The organism is Tractidigestivibacter scatoligenes, from assembly GCF_001494635.1.
Classification (GTDB): Bacteria; Actinomycetota; Coriobacteriia; order Coriobacteriales; family Atopobiaceae; genus Tractidigestivibacter; species Tractidigestivibacter scatoligenes.
This window is the reverse complement of sequence record NZ_LOJF01000001.1, coordinates 977,486-993,592: the sequence shown is the minus strand read 5'-3', so window position 1 is coordinate 993,592 and position 16,107 is coordinate 977,486. Positions and strand designations below refer to the sequence as shown.

The following is a 16,107-nucleotide window of genomic DNA, read 5'->3' as shown; positions in this document are numbered from 1 at the left end:
GCCCTGCGAAGCGTTGCGCCGTTCTCGCCGGCTACGCGCGCTGCTGGCGAATCATCCAGATGGTCTTGGAAAGGCTGGCGATGTAGTCATCCATGAGGGCACTCACCAGGTGGTTGTTCTCCTCATCTGCGGCAACCTTGATTGCGGTCACCTCGTCGAGAAGCGCCGAGAAGTCAGCAAGGACAATCTCGAAGACCTGAGCGCTGCGCACGGGTGAGTCGTCGCGCTCCTTGATGCTTGCCGTTGAGAGAACCTCTCCCAGGCTTGCGATGGGCTTGCCACCCTGCTGAAGAATGGTCTCTGCCACGTCATCGACAATGGGGAGCAGGCCATCGTAGAGCTCCTCGAGCTTTGCGTGGACCTGGAAGAAGTCACTGCCCGAGATGTACCAATGCAGGTTCTGGAGCTTGTGGTACTCGACGGTGACGTTGGCGAGAAGGTGGTTAAGCTTGGATTCCATTGTATCCTCCTGTGTCTGTCCTTATTAGGAACTGTTCTTAATTGTTGTAGTCAGTATTGCACAGGAGGAGGTCTTCATTATCGAGAATTATTACTATTAGTGTTCTACACATCTTGCACACAAAAAGGGGAGCCGCCCGAAGGCGACTCCCCTATCACGTGCATTTGCTCGGCGCTAAGACGATACGAGTAAGAGCTACTCGGCAGCAGGCTCAGCCTCGGCCTCTGCGGCCTCGTCCTTCTCGGCAGGCTTGTCGCTCTCGGGCAGAGGCTTGACCTCGACCTCGGTGCCCAGGGTCTCGGCAGCGGCCTTCATGGAGAGGGAGATGCGACGACGGTCGAGGTCGATCTCCATGACCTTCACCTGGACGGTGTCGCCAACCTGGCAAACCTGCGAGGGGGCGTCTACGTGGCTCTTAGCCATCTCGGAGATGTGGACCAGGCCCTCGACGCCCTCGCCGAGGTCAACGAAGGCACCAAAGGTGACGAGCTTGGTGACCTTGCCCTCAACGATGGCACCCACGGGGTACTTCTTGACGAGCGTGCGCCAAGGATCCTCGGTGGTCTGCTTGAGGCCAAGGGAGATGCGCTCGCGGTTGAGGTCGACGTCGAGCACCTGAACCTCGACCTCCTGGCCGACCTTGACGACCTCGGAGGGGTGGTTGACGTGGTTCCAGGAGAGCTCGGAGATGTGAACCAGGCCGTCGATGCCGCCGAGGTCCACGAAGGCACCGAAGTCCACGATCGAGGACACGGTGCCCTTGAGGCGCATGCCGGGCTTGAGCTTGGAGAGAATCTCCTGGCGCTCGGCCTTGCGGGCCTCCTCGAGCACGACGCGGCGAGAAAGCACGACGTTGTTGCGGTTGCGGTCCATCTCGATGACGCGGGCCTCGATGCGGGTGCCGAGGTAGGCGTTGAGGTCCTTCACGCGGCGAAGGTCAACGAGGGACGCAGGCAGGAAGCCGCGAAGGCCGATGTCGAGGATAAGGCCGCCCTTGACGACCTCGATGACCTCGCCCTCGACGGTCTCGCCGGAGTTGAACTTCTCCTCCACGCGGTTCCAGGCACGCTCGTACTCGGCACGCTTCTTGGAGAGGACGAGACGGCCCTCCTTGTCCTCCTTCTGAAGGACGAGAGCCTCGATCTGGTCGCCCAGCGAGACGACGTCGGCAGGGTTGACGTCCTTGCGGATGGAAAGCTCGCGAGCAGGAATGACGCCCTCAGACTTGTAGCCGATGTCAAGCAGGACCTCGTCGCGCTCGATCTTGACGACGGTTCCGGTGACAAGATCGCCCTCGTCGAAATCGGTGACGGTACCGTCGATGAGGTTGTTCATCTCCTCGTCGGAAATATCATCCAGCGCGAAGACGGACGAGTTCTGAATCTCACTCAAAGGTGGACCCCTCTCGAAACGGGGCCCCGGTCGTCATGGTCTGCGCTTCTGCGCTCGCGCACGAACGCTTAGGCGAACTTACATGCTCTCGGGGGCCGACAGATACGCTGCATGGCGGATGCGCATGCATGGGATAGATTAGCCTGTTAGTAGGCGCAATTTCAAGCGTCAGGTGCCATTTTTTCTGAATGAGCGAAGACTTTGTCCGAAGGCCTATGAGACAAAGGGACAGTCCCTTTGTCTCATTCACCATTATCGATGAGACAAAGGGAAACTCCCTCTGTCTCATGCGTGGGGTGCGTCAGCCAGATGACTGACACACCCACGAAGGCGTACAACTATGCAGGCCCTGCAACTAGACCGTGAGGATCGTGGTGAAGTAGCCCACGATGGAGATCACGAGCATAAGAAGCATGGTCTTGCCAGCAGACCAGTTCTTCTTGACCATGAGCCAGTAGGTCACGAAGGAGATGATCAGCACCGGCAGCTCGGGGAAGATCGAGTCCAGGATGTCGGCGATGTTGATCGTGAGGTCGCCACTGGTATAGACGAGGCCAATGTTGAACTTGGCGTACTGCGCGCAGATGGCGCCCACGACGATAAGGCCAACAACCTCGGCAGCGCGGGTGACCTTGTCCTTGATGCCGCCCGAGAGTACCAGCTCTGCGGCATTGGCTCCGGCCTTGACGCCGTAGGAGAAGAGGAACCAGGTGAGCGGCAGCATGATGGCCAGGAAGACCACGATGTAGAAGATCGGGCCGGTGACCTCGCCGTTGGGCGACATGCCCAAGGCGATGGAGAGCAGGATCGGGATCAGCGTACCGGGGAGCAGCGAGTCACCAATGCCGGCGAAGGGACCCATGAGCGCGGTCTTGATCGAGTTGATGAACTCAGGAGAGATCTCGTCGTTGCCCTCTGCCTTGCTCGCCTCCATGCCGAGGACGATGCCGGGGACGATGCTGCCCAGGTACGGCTCGGTGTTGAAGAAGACCTCGTGGCGCTCGAGCATCTCCTGCTGGGCCTCGGGGTCGCCAGGGTAGAGGTCCTCACGGACGTCAGCCAGCATCTTGATGATGGCAGGGCCCTGCATCCTCTCGAAGTTCTGCACGGATAGGTTGTAGAACATCCAGTCCCAGTACGCGTGGCGAATGGCGCTCTTGCTGAGCTTCTTGGCGCCGCCCATCTCCTGGTCCTCGGTGGTGATGTCGTTTGCCATGTCTACTCACTCCTCTCGGGGGCAGCGGTGGCGTTGGTGCCGCGGTAGTCGAGGTAGGCGATGCCCAGCGCGACAATCACGATGGTGACCATGCCGAGCTGGAGCACGGACATGAGCGCGAAGCCAACGCAGAAGAGGATGAGGTCGACGTCACGCTTGCAGATCATGCGCATAAGAAGCATGAAGCCGACGAGCGGCAGCATGTTGGCGAAGATCTGGAGGATGTCGGTCACCTGGACGGGCAGAGCGTTGACAAGAACGGTGATGAGGTCCTGGCCAAAGAAGTTGATGAGAAGGATCGGGGAGAAGCGCAGCACGAAGTTGGTGATCTGGCCAACGATGGGGATGCGAGCGGCGGCGTCAAGCTTGCCGGCCTCGACATAGGCGTCCTGCTTGTGGACGAAGTACAGGTTGATGGCGCACAGGTCGTAGACGGCGAGGACGCCCAGCGACGACAGCGGCACGGCGAGCGCGAGCGCGTACTCCTTGCCGGCACCGGCGACCATGGCCAGCGGGATGCCAATCTACGCGGCAAAGTTGACGTCGGTGGGCATCGTGCCGCCGGGGGTCACGAGGCCGATATAGAGCATCTGGATGGCAGCACCCATGATGATGCCGGTCTGGACGTCACCAAGGATAACGCCGATGATCATGCCCGAGACCAGCGGTCGACCGATCGTGTACCAGCCTGCGAGTCCTCCTATGAGCACCGGCGAGTAGATGGAGCCCATCCACCCAAACAGTGCCAGGAGCAGTGCCTGTAGAAAACTCATGGCAGTACCTTCCTTTCCTCTGACACCAGGACCTATCCCGCTGCCTACGGGATCTTCTTCAGGCCCGAGGTCCGCGCACGGACCCTAGAACCTGTCCTTCACGTCGTCCCACTCGACGACGGGTTGGCTGGGAACCTGCTGGAAGAAGACGTGGGCGCCCTGGTCCACAACGTCCTTCACGGCCTGCGCCTCGTCGGACATGAGGTGCGAAGTGGGGGTCACCTTCGTGGTGCCCTTGCGCTTGGACATGGGGCCAACGTTGAGCTCCTTGGGAAGCCCTGGCACCTTCTCCAGCAGACGCTTGTACGTGATGGGGGACTTCATGAGCACGAGCGTGCGGACGTCGTCGCTCATGGCCTTCTCGATGAGCGGGGCCGCCTCGTCCACCGTGTAGACGCCGACCTTCATGTCTGCCGGGACGGCAGCCTTAAAGACCGAGCGCAGGATAGAGTTGCTCGCTGTGAGGTCATCGACGACGATGATGCGCTCGATGTGGTTGCCCTTGACTACGACGGTCACGCACTGGCCGTGAATGAGACGGTCATCACACCTAACGAGAACTACCATACGTATCCCTTCCCTCCCGCGCGCACCTACGGCGCGCGACTTGCCGTGGGGTGGCCACGGCCCTATAACCGGCGAAAGCCGGCTCATCCGACGCGCAGGAGCGAGCTTCTCACCTGTGCGGTCATGATGCGCGACATCTCCCGCGAGGTCTGGCTCACAACCACGACCCTAGGGAGCTCTCCGGAGGTGTTCCCCGCCTGGGCAACGTTGCCCAGATCGACGGGGACTCCGGCAAGGAGCGCCTCCTCGCCGGAGCCCATCATGAAGATGGCATCGACGGTGAAGAGGGAGGTAAGAATCGAGAGGATGTCGACCAGGCGGTCGACGATTGCGCCCTCGAGCTCGCCGCTGTTGGCGAGTAGGCGGCTTATCTCGGCATATGAACCGTTGCGAAGGGGCAGGCGCTTACCACCTTGGGCTATTCCCACAAGGACCTCGGAGCCAAGGCTCACGAGCAGGTGGTTGGCGCTTGCCTCCTCTGACTCGTCGTGGAGGATCTTGTACTCGGCGCAGTCCTCTGCGCGCTGCTCGTACGCGGGGACGCCGAGACGACGCGAGAGCGCATCCGAAAGCCCGTGGACGGCGTCCCAGGACTCGTCACAGTGAAGGATGCCCACCGCACGCAGGGTCTTCTCGAACTCGCCGTCAGCGCACGAGAGATGCGCCTCGACCGCGCGAGGGAGGTCTGCCGGGGCGTAGTCTCCCCCGAGGGGGATGGGCTCGGCGCAGGGCTCGAGCGCCATGTCGTACTGGTAGAGCGTGGCTCCACGGTATGCGAGGCTCACGATGGCGATACGGCCATAGGAGGCGTTGATCGTTACGGGAATGCGACTCCTGCCCTCCGTGCGCACGCGGGTGGTGTCCTCGACGAGCACGCCCACCGTCATGAGATAGGCAATGTTGCGGGTGACGGTTGCGGGAGAAAGGCCGCTTACCTGGGCAATCTCCACACGTGAGAGAGGACCGTGATCGACGATGGCTCACATGATGCGGGCTCGGTTGGCGTCTGCGACGTACTCCGTACTGCCCGACATGTCTCCACCTCCAAAGTCGCGTCAGCGCATTGGAACATTTCCAAGAGCCCGTGGGCCGCTGTCGTGTACCTGTTATAGCCGCACTTATTTTCTGCATGAAAATAAATAGGATTCTGGGAGATGAACGAACAGTGGAACCGTCAGCGGTCAAATAGAAACGCAGGCGGGAAAAGCGCCACAAGGCTTAGGCCGATGGGGTTCTCGCGAGTAACCTTGCATCGTAAGCCGGGGTTCTGTAGGGTCACAAAGGGGTATTAGTGCTCACGGGAAGAGCCCGAAGCAGGCAAGACGGGGGGGTTGATGGCATGATCAAGGCAGTTCTCTTCGACCTCGACGACACCCTGCTCGACATCAACTTCACCGCATTCATGACGCGTTACGTGGCGGGGCTCTCCGGGCTTCTCGGCGACATCTCGCGCACGCCGGCGCCGCTCATGGGCGTCCCCTTCACCAGGGGCTACCTTGCCATGGAGGACCGCGACCGTTCTGATGACCTCACCAACCACCAACTCTTTATCAATAAGGTCCATGCGCTCACCGGCATTCCCATGGATGATCCCGCAATTGCAGATGCCATTGACTGCTACGAGCGCGAGTTTGTGCCAGCCATGCGTGGAGGCATAGTTGCGGCGCGCCCCCAGCGCGGCGGGCGACAGGCAGTTGACGTGGTGCATGAGCTTGGCCTCACCTGCGCACTGGCGACAAACCCCGCCTTCTCGGAGGCTTGCGTCGAGGCGCGCATGGGCTGGGCAAACGTCTCGCCCGAGGACTTCGTACGTATCTCGAACTGGGACAACGCCTACAGGCTCAAGCCAAACGCCCGCTTCTACCAGGAGTTTGTGAACTCGCTGGGTCTCACGTGCGACGAGTGCCTTATGGTTGGCAATGACTCGCGTCGCGACTTCGCCCGCCCCGACTGCGGACTGCGCACCATCTACGTTGGCCATGCGTGGCCGCGCCGCGCCGTGTGGCACGGGCCCATGTCTCGTCTTGCCCGCGAGCTTCCCAACATCATCCGGAGGTTTGACGGCGAGGAGACCAACAAGCGTGACATGGCCTCGCTCTAGCGCTACCGTTTCCTCCAACCGCGCGCAGAGCCGCGCACGACAACGGCTGGAGGGCCCATGGATCGCAGCACCTACGACACCTATCTCGACATCCTAAGGCGTGAGCTTGTGTGCGCCCTTGGCTGCACAGAGCCCATCGCCGTAGCCTACGTGGCCGCCCTCTCGCGCGACGCGCTGGGCGCCATGCCGGAGCACCTCGAGGTCTCCTGCAGCGGCAACATCATCAAGAACGTAAAGAGCGTGACGGTGCCCAACTCGGGTGACCAGCGCGGCATTGAGGCCGCGGCTACGCTTGGTGCCGTCGGTGGTGACGCCACGCGAGCGCTCGAGGTGCTCGAGGGCGTGGGCGAGGAGGACCGCCAGCGCACACGCGAGCTTGTCTCGGCGGGATTCTGCTCGGTCTCTCTCGCCGAGGGCGTGCCCAATCTCTACGTTCGCGCGGTTGCCACGGGTCAAGGCCACACTGGCGTGGCCTGCGTCGCCGGCAGGCACACCAACGTGGTCGAGCTCTCGCGCGACGGGCAGACCGTCAGCGTCGACGGCGTTACGGCAAACGAGCAGGACACCTGCAGTAGCGACGGCGAGCCGGAGGAGCCGGGTCTCTCGTCCCTCTCGCTGGAGGGAATCTGGGAGTTTGTGCATGAGGTTGACGTCGAGGACATTCGCGAGATGGTCGAGCGCCAGGTGGAGCTCAACGGCGCCATTTCGGACGAGGGACTCTCGGGTGACTGGGGCGCGCGCATTGGCAAGACGCTGCTGCTCACCCGGCCGGATGACATCTCGTGCCGCGCCCGTGCTGCCGCAGCGGCCGGCTCAGACGCGCGTATGAGCGGCTGCGCCATGCCCGTGGTCATCAACTGCGGGAGCGGCAACCAAGGCATCACCTGCTCGCTGCCGGTTGCGGAGTACGCCAAGTACCTGCGCGTTCCCCACGACGAGATGCTGCGAGCGGTAGCGCTCTCGGACCTCACGGCCATCCACGCCAAGCGCTTCATTGGCGAGCTCTCGGCGTTCTGCGGTGCCGTGACGGCGGCAACCGGCGCCGGAGCGGCCGTGTGCTACCTGCGCGGGGGCTCTTTTGGGCAGTACCAGGCAACCATCGCGAACACACTGGCAAATGTGGGCGGCATCGTGTGCGACGGCGCCAAGCCCAGCTGCGCGGCAAAGATTGCAGCAGCGGTGGACGCGGCGATTCTCGGCTGCGACATGGCGCTGGCCAACGTGGACTTTAGGCCTGGCGAGGGGCTTATCGGCGAGACGGCCGAGGAGACCATCCGTTCGATGGGCTACGTGGGCCGCGTTGGCATGCACCCCACCGACGTCGAGATCCTAAACATCATGATCGGCAAGACCATCTGCTCATGAGACAAAGGGACTGTCCCTTTGTCTCATTCAAGCCCCACCAGGCGATAGCCGGCCTCCTCGACGACCTTGCGGTACGCGTTCTTGTCGATGGGCGACTTCGAGCGCACGTGCGCGCGACCGCCCGCAAGCGAGACCGTGGCCCACGTGCCGTCGACGGAATCAAGCGCACGGGTGACGTTCTCCACGCAATGCTCGCAGCTCATGCCGCCAATCTCGAAATCGGCCTGGTAGGGATAGTGGCTCTCGTCCTTGTCGTCAATCGTGCGCGCGCGGAACTGCTTGCCCGCGGACTTCTTGGCTCCGCTGCAGCAGTCGCGCGTACCGGTGGCGGTGCCGACAAAGCGGCGGATGGCAATGGCGAGAACCACGACAACGGCGAGGATAAGAATGATGTCGATTGGCTTCACGGGGTGCCTCCTCCTGGCGCAGCCGTACCGCCGCTGGGGCATACGTCTGCGCGACCATTAGTTAACAAAGGGAAACTATATCACTGAGAAGGGCGTGGGAACTCCCCCGCCGGTTCATTTACTCCCATCGTTGCGGAGTTTAGCTCCTTTTCTTAAACGTCATCCGCATTTGCGCAGGTCACAGTAAACGGTTTTAAGAAAAGGAGCTAGAGTCCGATGGAGGCGCTTGAACGACTGCGTCGGCAGCGTGCCTCTGGCGCCAAAGCGGCGCTGGAGGCTAGCTTTTGTACGCCGTAGCTGCGATAACCGGCCTTCCGGCGAGGAATTGGCGCCCATGCCGCAATCTCGTACGCACTTGCTGCTAAAACCGGCCTTCCGGCGGCAAAATGCCGCCGGAACAGGGTTTTTAGACGAAATGTCCGCTAAAACCGGTCCCCCGGCGTCACGCGAGTCACGCCCCGTCGCCATACAGGCCGCCCGGCCTCGCGCCTACACGTCAGCGTCCGAGAAGCCCTCGTCATCCACGAGCGCATCCCCGTCTGCCGCCGTTGTGGCAAGCTCGTCGCACCGCTCGTTGAGGTCGTGGCCCGCATGGCCCTTCACCCACACAAAGCTCACGTCGTGCGGAGCCATGGCCGCAAGCAGGCGGTTCCACAGGTCGACGTTCTTCACCGGCTGCTTCTGCGAGGTCTTCCAGCCGCGACGAATCCAGCCGTCAATCCAGTGGTCGTTGAAGGCCTTCACCACGTACTGGGAGTCGGAGTGCAGCTCGACGCTGCACGGCCTGGTGAGCGCCTCCAGCGCGGCAATAGCGCCCATGAGCTCCATGCGGTTGTTCGTCGTGCGCTGATACCCCTGAGAGAGCTCGCGCTTGTGCGTCTGACCTGCAGGATCGGTATAGAGGAGCACCGCCCCAAAGCCGCCCGGACCGGGGTTTCCCCGGGAGGAGCCGTCGGAGTACGCCACTACGCGCATGCGTTGTCCTTGCGCCACGCTGCCCCCTTATTTCGCGTCTGCCCACGTGGCACCGGAGGAGACCTCGGCAATGAGCGGCACCTTGAGCTGCGCCACGCCCTCCATGGTCTCCTTTACCAGCGTGGATGCCGCATCAATCTCGTCAACGGGCACCTCGAGGTCCAGCTCGTCGTGGATCTGCAGCACAAGCTTCGACTTGAGGCCCTCCTCGGCCAGGCGCTTCTCGACGCGAACCATGGCAATCTTGATGATGTCTGCCGCCGTGCCCTGCATGGGGTGGTTCATCGCCGTGCGCTCGCCAAAGGCCACCAGCTGCTTGTTCCTCTGCTGGAACTCGCGGATGTGCCGCTTGCGGCCATACATGGTGATAGCGAACCCATGCTCGTGCGCAAATGCAACGGACTGGTCGAGGTAGGCACGAACGCCGGGATACGCCTCGAAGTAGCGATCAATCATCTGCTGCGCCTCGGCGCGCGGAATCTTGAGCGAGGTGGCAAGGCCGTACGCCTGCTGACCGTAGACAATGCCAAAGTTCACGGCCTTGGCGCGGCTGCGCAGCTGCGGCGTGACCTCTTCGACGGGAACGCCAAAGACGCGCGCGGCGGTTGCGGCGTGGAAGTCCGCACCCTCGTTGAAGGCCGCAATCAGGTGCTCGTCTCCGGATAGGTGCGCAAGCAGCCTCAGCTCGATCTGCGAGTAGTCGCAAGCGAGAAAGACCGAGCCCTCGGGCACCGTGAAGGCAGTGCGCACGCGATGCCCCAGCTCAGAGCGGGTAGGAATGTTCTGGAGGTTGGGGTCGGAACTCGACAGGCGCCCCGTGGCCGCAACCGTCTGGTTGAATGTGGTATGAATGCGATGGTCTCCCCTGATGAGCGCCGGCAGCGCGTCGAGGTAGGTCGACTTGATCTTGGCGCGCTCGCGGTACTCCAGCACCTTGGCCACAAGCTCGTCCGTCTGGGCAAGGTCGGCGAGGACCTTGGCGTTGGTCGAGTAGAAGCCCCGCTTGGTGCGCTTCATGCCAAACGTCGGCAGCTTGCGCACGTCAAAGAGGATGTGCGAGAGCTGCTGCGGTGAATCGATGTTGAAGTCCTCTCCCGCCATGGCATGGATATCCGAGGCCATCTGGTCTATCTCGACGCCCAGCTCGGCGGACTGGCGCGCGAGAATCGCGGGGTCAACGGAGAGTCCAACGCGCTCCATCTGCGCAAGCACCGGCAAGAGGGGCATCTCTATCTTGTCCATGACGTCCGCGGAACCGTCATTGGCAAGGCGCTGCGCAAGCACCGGCACCAGCAGGCGCGAGGCAACAGCCTCGACGGCGGCAGCGGGTGCCGCGTCCTCCTCCGGAAGTGCAGACGAGAGGAACTGCTCGGCAAGGCCGCGCACCTCAAAGGAGGAGCGGTCGGATTCCAGCAGGTAGGCGGCAACACCCACATCGAAGATGCGGTCTGGGACAACGCTTCCGGCTGCCATGGTCTCGGGAAGCGACGAGTCGACCGGTGAGAGTCGGTGGAAGAGCGCCTTGACGTCGCCCGCCGCCACGTGGCCCTCCGCAAACGCCAGCCTCAGCGCGGCGTTCGCCGCATCGCCGGCAAAGCGCAGAAGCACGTCGTCGGCAACGGAAACCCACAGCGTGAAGCCCTGCGAGAACAGCGTGCCTGCGGACGGGTCCTCCTCGACGGCGCAACCAAGCCAAGTTCCAGCCCTGACGGCGTCCTTGAGAGCAGCGGCAGCGGCGTCTGCCTCGAACGGTTTGGGCACCGCGATGACAGCGGGCGCGGCAGGGACTGCAGCAGTCACGGAATCCGCCGCGGCGTTCCGCTCGCCCGCAGCCATAACGCGCGGGGCACTCCCGCCAAGGCGGGTGAGCCTGCCCGTGAGCCCCGTGAAACCAAGCGCCGAGAAGGCCTTGGTGACCTCGGCGGGGTCGAAGGTGGGAAACTTTGCGTCAGAGAGCTCGATGTCGATGGGGGCATCGGTGCGGATGGTCGCAATTTCGCGAGAGAGCAAGGCATCGTCTACGTGCGCGCGGAGGTTCTCGCCCATCTTGCCCTTGACCTCGTCAGCATGGGCAATGACCTCATCGAGGTTGCCGTACTTCACGATGAGAGCGGCTGCCTTCTTGGGGCCAATGCCCGGCACGCCGGGGATGTTGTCCGAGGTATCGCCCTTGAGACCGTAGAAGTCTGGCACCAAGTCGGGCGTGATGCCGTGGTAGAGGTCATCGACGCTCTCGGGGGTCATGATCTGGACCTCCGAGACGCCCTTCTTGGTGGAGACGATCTTCACGTGCTCGGTTGCCAACTGGTACATGTCACGGTCGCCGGTAAAGAGCAGCATCTCGTAGCCCGCGGCCTCGCCGCGACGTGCAAGGGTGCCCAGGATGTCATCGCCCTCCCAGCCCTCAAGCTCGCAGACGGGCACGTCAAGCACATGGAGCAAGTCCTTCACCATAGGGAACTGCTCGTGAAGGGCATCGTCCATGGGCGGGCGCTGCGCCTTGTACTGGGGGAGCTTCTCCATGCGCACCTTGGGCTTGCCCTTGTCGAAGGCACAGATGATGCCGTCGGGATGGAAGGTCTCGACCATCTTGATGAACATGTTGAAGAACCCAAAGAGGGCATTGGTCGAGCGGCCGTCCGGTGCGGTCATGGGCTGCATGATGGCGTGGTACGCGCGATGCATGAGCGAGTTGCCGTCGATGACGGCTATGGTTCGGCGCGCAGTGCCCTCCTCGGCAGCCTGCGCGCCCATTGTAATCTCCTCGGATTCTGACATGAGCCTGTCCCCTCTCGTGTTGACCCATTCATTCTACCGAGGAGCCGGACAGAATTGGCTACGGCGGCACGATGAGCGAGAGGTGCCCACAGCTTCGCAGACGGCGACAGGGAGCCACCCCTCAGGAGAAGCTACACGTACCCCACAGTTCCATATTGTGGTAGAGCGAGAAGTCATCAAAGCCGAGACGCTCAGAGGCAGCCTGCTCTCCAGAGCAAACCCGCTCGAGCAGCTCAAGCAAACGCTTGCCCTCGTCGTGAACGCTCTCTCCCTGGGTGATGACTCCCGAGGCGTCAAAGTCTATGTTCTCGCCCATAGACGAGAAGGTCTCGTCATTGCCGGTAACCTTGATCACTGGGGCAAGCGCACAACCGGTCGGAGTACCCCTGCCGGAAGAAAAGATGACAACCTGAGCACCGCCGGCAACCATGCCAGAGACAGACTCGATATCATAGCCGGGCGTGTCCATAATGATGAGACCCTTGCGGCTCGGACGTGCACCATACTCGATAACCTGCTGAATCTTCGACGTCCCACCCTTGCTGATACCGCCAAGCGCCTTTTCCTCGAGAGTGCTAAGGCCGCCACGCATATTTCCCGGGGAGGGATTTGCCCCGCGCACGTCAACCCCGGATGCTACCAGGTCGTTCTCGAGAGTGCCCACAAGCCGGAGAATGTCATCGCGCACCTTGGGAGAGGCCGCACGACGAGCAAGAATGTGCTCAGTTCCAATGAGCTCGGTAGTCTCCCCCAGAAACACCGTTCCGCCCGCGCCAACCACGGCGTCACTCACATAACCGATGGTTGGGTTGGCGGCGATGCCGCTCGTGGCGTCCGAGCCCCCGCAGTTGGTCCCAAGGACCAGGTCCCCCAGCCCCATCTCGGACGGAGTTACCTTCTCTGCGCGCTCCACCAGCTCTTTTACCAGCGTGCGACCCTTCTCTACCGCCGCGCTGGAACCGCCCTCCTCCTGGATCGTGATGTCATAGACCGGCTTGTCCGAGAGGCTCCTCATGCGTTGAGCCAGTTCGTGGGGACGCATGGTCTCGCACCCAAGGCCAACCACGACCGTTCCAAAGACGTTGGGGTTCTGCGAGAGGTTCACCAGGCAGCGCGACATCATCTCGGCGCTTTTCCCAAGCTGGCCGCAGCCCTTTGCGTTGCGAAGTGACACCGCACCAGGGATGCCCTTCGCTATGAGGTCGGCAACATGATTCGCGCAGCCGACGCTCGAGAGCACCAGCACATAGTTGCGGACGCCGTACCTGCCATCGGGTCGCACATAGCCCATCATTTGCCAACACCCACCTTTGCGCTCACGAGGTTGTGAACGTGCACGTAGTCGCCACGGGTTATTGCCGAGCTCGTAGTCCCAATGACCTCACCGTATTTAGTGAGGCGCTCGCCTGCCCCCAGGTCCCTGAGCGCCACCTTGTGGAAACGGGGAATATCGGCACGCGCTGCCACCGTGTCGACGACGGCACCGTCCGTATCCCTCACTTCTATCTGGTCGTCCTTCGACGCCGGTCCAAGAAGACAGGCAACGTCATCGTGCTCGTTCAGCCGGAGTGCGGGCACGCAGGAACTCGTGTCACCACTCATTGCCCGTCATCTCCAGACTTGCCTTCCTCCTCGGCAAGGCGCTTCTTCACTTCCTGCTCGCGACGGCGCTGCTGGCGCTCCAGGCGCTCCCGCCCCTTCTTGGAGTGGGTGGCAAGGCTGTCCTGGAACCCCGTGCACACAACGTCGGGATTGTAGCGGGCCGCAAGAACCGAGATGTCATCGAACGCCTGCTCCATGTGCTTGTGAGAGACCCACATGCCAGAGAGCTCGAGGAGGTAGTAGCCCTTGCCACCATTCTGCTCGGCCATCTGACGCTGCTCCGGGGTCAAATCGCCCATCTCGTCAATCGTCTTGAAGCCTACGACATCGAGCATGAGAGCCTCGTTGTTGGCTGCCTTGAGATCGATCCTCTCAACGTGGTCCCACGGGACAAAGACGACATCGTCCTTCTTCGTGTAGTCGGTCACGCCCTTCGAATCGGCCTTGAACAGGACGCGCGAGTGAGCGATCTCGACCACGTTGTGAATAAGACCAAGCAGCGCGACCACAGCGACGGCACAGCAGAGGCCAACAACAACCGGCCCATCGGCAACCGTTGCGCCCAAGCCGACGAACAACGCACCCAAAATCACATATGCCACCGATATTGAGACCAGCTTGCCCGTATCGGTACGAATGACCACGTCTTGCATGCCTTCCACCTCCGTTAAGAGTTTGCCTGTTTGATGATTGGAATGACCTCTTCAAGATCATGTGGTTTGAAATCTGCGAGCAGACCTGCGTCGTGCGGGTCGGGAAGGTCGACAAGAATGGGATAGCCACTGGTGAGAGTCCCATATTTGGTCACGTCATCATAGACGAACGCGCTGCGGAAGCCACCCCGGTGAGCTGCCTCGATACCCGCACGGGCGTCCTCGAGAACAAGCGCCTCGGACGGGTCGACGCCCAGCTTGGAAGCAGCGGTTAGGAATATCTCGGGGTCAGGCTTGCCGTGAGTGACCATATCGCCACTCACAATCACCGGGAAGGCATGAACAAGGTATTCCGTCGAGAGGAGCTCGAGGATCTTCTCCTTCTTGGTGGAGCTTGCCAGGGCATAGGGAATGTGCATCTCGTTGAGGTAGCAGAGAAGCTCGAGCAGGCCCGCCTTCTTGCCGGCCCGACCACGCTCGCGAAGGATGACGTCCTTTTGATGGTTGATATAGGAACGCCATCCAACGATGTCCTTGTCGTCACCGAACAGGCGCTTGAGTTCGGCGATAATCTCGGGCTCTGTGCGTCCGCCCAAATCCATGTGAAGCCGCTCGTTAACCTGGAAGCCAAACTTCCTTCCAGCACGGAGATATGCGTTGTATCCAATTGACTCGGTATCGAGCGTAAGCCCATCCATGTCGAACAGGACAGCGCGTATGCATCTCTGGGTCATATGACCTCCAGTCACAAAGCGGTGTCGCCCCGCACAAACATGCAGAGCGACACTGTGTAGCTCACCAACATGCATCCGGCAACGCTATAGATGCTAACGCTTGACCGGCACGTTCTTTGCGTTGACAGGCTCCTCGCCCCTGACGTAGCGCTCGACGTCGCCAACGCACTTCTCGCCCATCTCGACAAGGCACTCCTGCGTGTATGCAGAGATGTGCGTGGTCACAAGTACCTTGGGGTGGTTGAAGTACGGGTCATCGGGCTTAGGCGGCTCGTCATGCATGACGTCGATGGCGAGACCGGCAACCGTTCCGTCATCGAGGGCCTTGAGCATGGCCTGCTGGTCGATGAGGTCCGCGCGGGCATTGTCGACCACGTAGACGCCCTTCTTCATCTTGGAGAACTGCTCCTCGCCAAGGATGTGGTAGGACGTGGGGTTGAGATCGGCGTTCAGGGTAAGCACGTCGCAGTTGCTCACGACGGTATCCAGATCGGTGTACTCGACGCCCAGGACATCGGCCCAGTGCTCGAAGTGCTTGGGATCGCAGGCAAGAACGCGCATGTCAAAGCCGCGCTTGAGAATCTCGACGACCCTGCTTCCGATGTTGCCGCAGCCGATGATGCCAAGCGTCTTGCCAGAGAGCCCGTTGCCGAGGAAGCTGGCGCGCTCCGCCCAACGGCCCTCGTTCGCCGCCACGTGGGAGTCGCTCACGCGGCGCATGCAGTCCATGAGCGTCGCAACGGCGCCCTCTGCAACTGCGTCGCGCTCGACCTTCGGCGAGACGGTGGTCACGAGCGTGCCGCATGCGGCGGCCGCGTCGACGTCAACGTTGTTAAAGCCAATTCCATGCCTGCTCAAGAGAAGGAGGTCGCGCTTGTTGTCGAAGAACTCCTTGTCAAAGAAGGGGGTCACCGACGCGATGACGATGTTGTATCCCTCGAGCGCCTGGGCAAGCTCCTTGCCGTGGCAGTCGCCGGCGACACGAACGCGCTCTACCGGACCAATCTTCTCGAGACGCTTGATGTGCTCGGGAAAGTGCTGCCCAAACGAGGAGGAGTTGACGATAGCGATCCGATAATTCATG

15 protein-coding genes and 1 pseudogene are annotated in these 16,107 nt (G+C 61.8%); 2 read left to right on the top strand and 14 right to left on the bottom strand.

The window, feature by feature from the left end; all coding sequences use genetic code 11:
* Positions 1–31: 31 nt before the first annotated feature.
* The 6 genes and pseudogenes from AUL39_RS04350 to AUL39_RS04325 all read right to left on the bottom strand — a co-directional run bounded on the left by AUL39_RS04350 (position 32) and on the right by AUL39_RS04325 (position 5,358).
* Positions 32–460 (bottom strand): Dps family protein, encoded by a 429-nt coding sequence (locus AUL39_RS04350; protein WP_059053939.1) that lies wholly within the window; start codon positions 458–460, stop codon positions 32–34.
* Positions 461–655: 195 nt separating this feature from the next.
* Positions 656–1,852 carry a 30S ribosomal protein S1 gene (gene rpsA / locus AUL39_RS04345; protein WP_032110940.1) on the bottom strand — a complete coding sequence of 399 codons (1,197 nt, stop codon included), beginning with the start codon at positions 1,850–1,852 and terminating at the stop codon, positions 656–658.
* Positions 1,853–2,207: 355 nt separating this feature from the next.
* The gene (locus AUL39_RS04340; protein ID WP_082667226.1) at positions 2,208–3,068 is read right to left on the bottom strand and encodes a PTS system mannose/fructose/sorbose family transporter subunit IID; all 861 of its coding nucleotides are present in this window, start codon (positions 3,066–3,068) and stop codon (positions 2,208–2,210) included.
* A 2-nt stretch (positions 3,069–3,070) separates the two neighbouring features.
* Positions 3,071–3,841 (bottom strand): annotated as a pseudogene (locus AUL39_RS04335) (PTS mannose/fructose/sorbose/N-acetylgalactosamine transporter subunit IIC).
* Positions 3,842–3,925: 84 nt separating this feature from the next.
* Positions 3,926–4,408, bottom strand: a complete 483-nt coding sequence (locus AUL39_RS04330; protein WP_059053937.1) for a PTS system mannose/fructose/N-acetylgalactosamine-transporter subunit IIB — start codon at positions 4,406–4,408, stop codon at positions 3,926–3,928.
* A gap of 83 nt (positions 4,409–4,491) precedes the next feature.
* Complete coding sequence (locus AUL39_RS04325) at positions 4,492–5,358, bottom strand: hypothetical protein (protein ID WP_059053936.1); 867 nt, start codon at positions 5,356–5,358, stop codon at positions 4,492–4,494.
* Between the two features lie 389 nt (positions 5,359–5,747).
* Here AUL39_RS04325 and AUL39_RS04320 point away from each other — a divergent pair, with 389 nt between their 5' ends.
* Both AUL39_RS04320 and AUL39_RS04315 read left to right on the top strand, forming a co-directional pair.
* A complete protein-coding gene (locus AUL39_RS04320) occupies positions 5,748–6,509 on the top strand; it encodes an HAD family hydrolase (protein WP_059053933.1) in 762 nt (253 codons plus the stop codon).
* A gap of 57 nt (positions 6,510–6,566) precedes the next feature.
* Complete coding sequence (locus tag AUL39_RS04315) at positions 6,567–7,874, top strand: L-cysteine desulfidase family protein (RefSeq protein ID WP_059053931.1); 1,308 nt, start codon at positions 6,567–6,569, stop codon at positions 7,872–7,874.
* 23 nt (positions 7,875–7,897) lie between these two features.
* Here the strand turns inward: AUL39_RS04315 and AUL39_RS04310 are convergent, their stop codons facing one another.
* From AUL39_RS04310 to AUL39_RS04275, 8 genes are all read right to left on the bottom strand, one after another.
* Positions 7,898–8,281: a heavy-metal-associated domain-containing protein gene (locus tag AUL39_RS04310; protein WP_235810749.1), complete on the bottom strand. Its 384-nt coding sequence runs from the start codon at positions 8,279–8,281 to the stop codon at positions 7,898–7,900.
* A gap of 489 nt (positions 8,282–8,770) precedes the next feature.
* Positions 8,771–9,256: a ribonuclease HI gene (gene rnhA / locus AUL39_RS04305; protein ID WP_059053927.1), complete on the bottom strand. Its 486-nt coding sequence runs from the start codon at positions 9,254–9,256 to the stop codon at positions 8,771–8,773.
* A gap of 27 nt (positions 9,257–9,283) precedes the next feature.
* Positions 9,284–12,034, bottom strand: coding sequence for a DNA polymerase I (polA, locus tag AUL39_RS04300; protein WP_059053925.1), 2,751 nt, complete (start codon positions 12,032–12,034; stop codon positions 9,284–9,286).
* 121 nt (positions 12,035–12,155) lie between these two features.
* Complete coding sequence (locus AUL39_RS04295) at positions 12,156–13,328, bottom strand: UxaA family hydrolase (RefSeq protein WP_059053923.1); 1,173 nt, start codon at positions 13,326–13,328, stop codon at positions 12,156–12,158.
* Complete coding sequence (locus AUL39_RS04290) at positions 13,325–13,636, bottom strand: UxaA family hydrolase (protein WP_059053921.1); 312 nt, start codon at positions 13,634–13,636, stop codon at positions 13,325–13,327. The genes AUL39_RS04295 and AUL39_RS04290 overlap by 4 nt, the downstream gene beginning before the upstream one ends.
* Positions 13,633–14,289, bottom strand: coding sequence for a hypothetical protein (locus AUL39_RS04285; RefSeq protein WP_059053919.1), 657 nt, complete (start codon positions 14,287–14,289; stop codon positions 13,633–13,635). The genes AUL39_RS04290 and AUL39_RS04285 overlap by 4 nt, the downstream gene beginning before the upstream one ends.
* 14 nt (positions 14,290–14,303) lie before the next feature.
* The gene (locus tag AUL39_RS04280; RefSeq protein ID WP_059053917.1) at positions 14,304–15,023 is read right to left on the bottom strand and encodes an HAD family hydrolase; all 720 of its coding nucleotides are present in this window, start codon (positions 15,021–15,023) and stop codon (positions 14,304–14,306) included.
* Between the two features lie 93 nt (positions 15,024–15,116).
* A complete protein-coding gene (locus tag AUL39_RS04275; protein WP_059053915.1) occupies positions 15,117–16,106 on the bottom strand; it encodes a D-isomer specific 2-hydroxyacid dehydrogenase family protein in 990 nt (329 codons plus the stop codon).
* Position 16,107 lies beyond the last annotated feature (1 nt).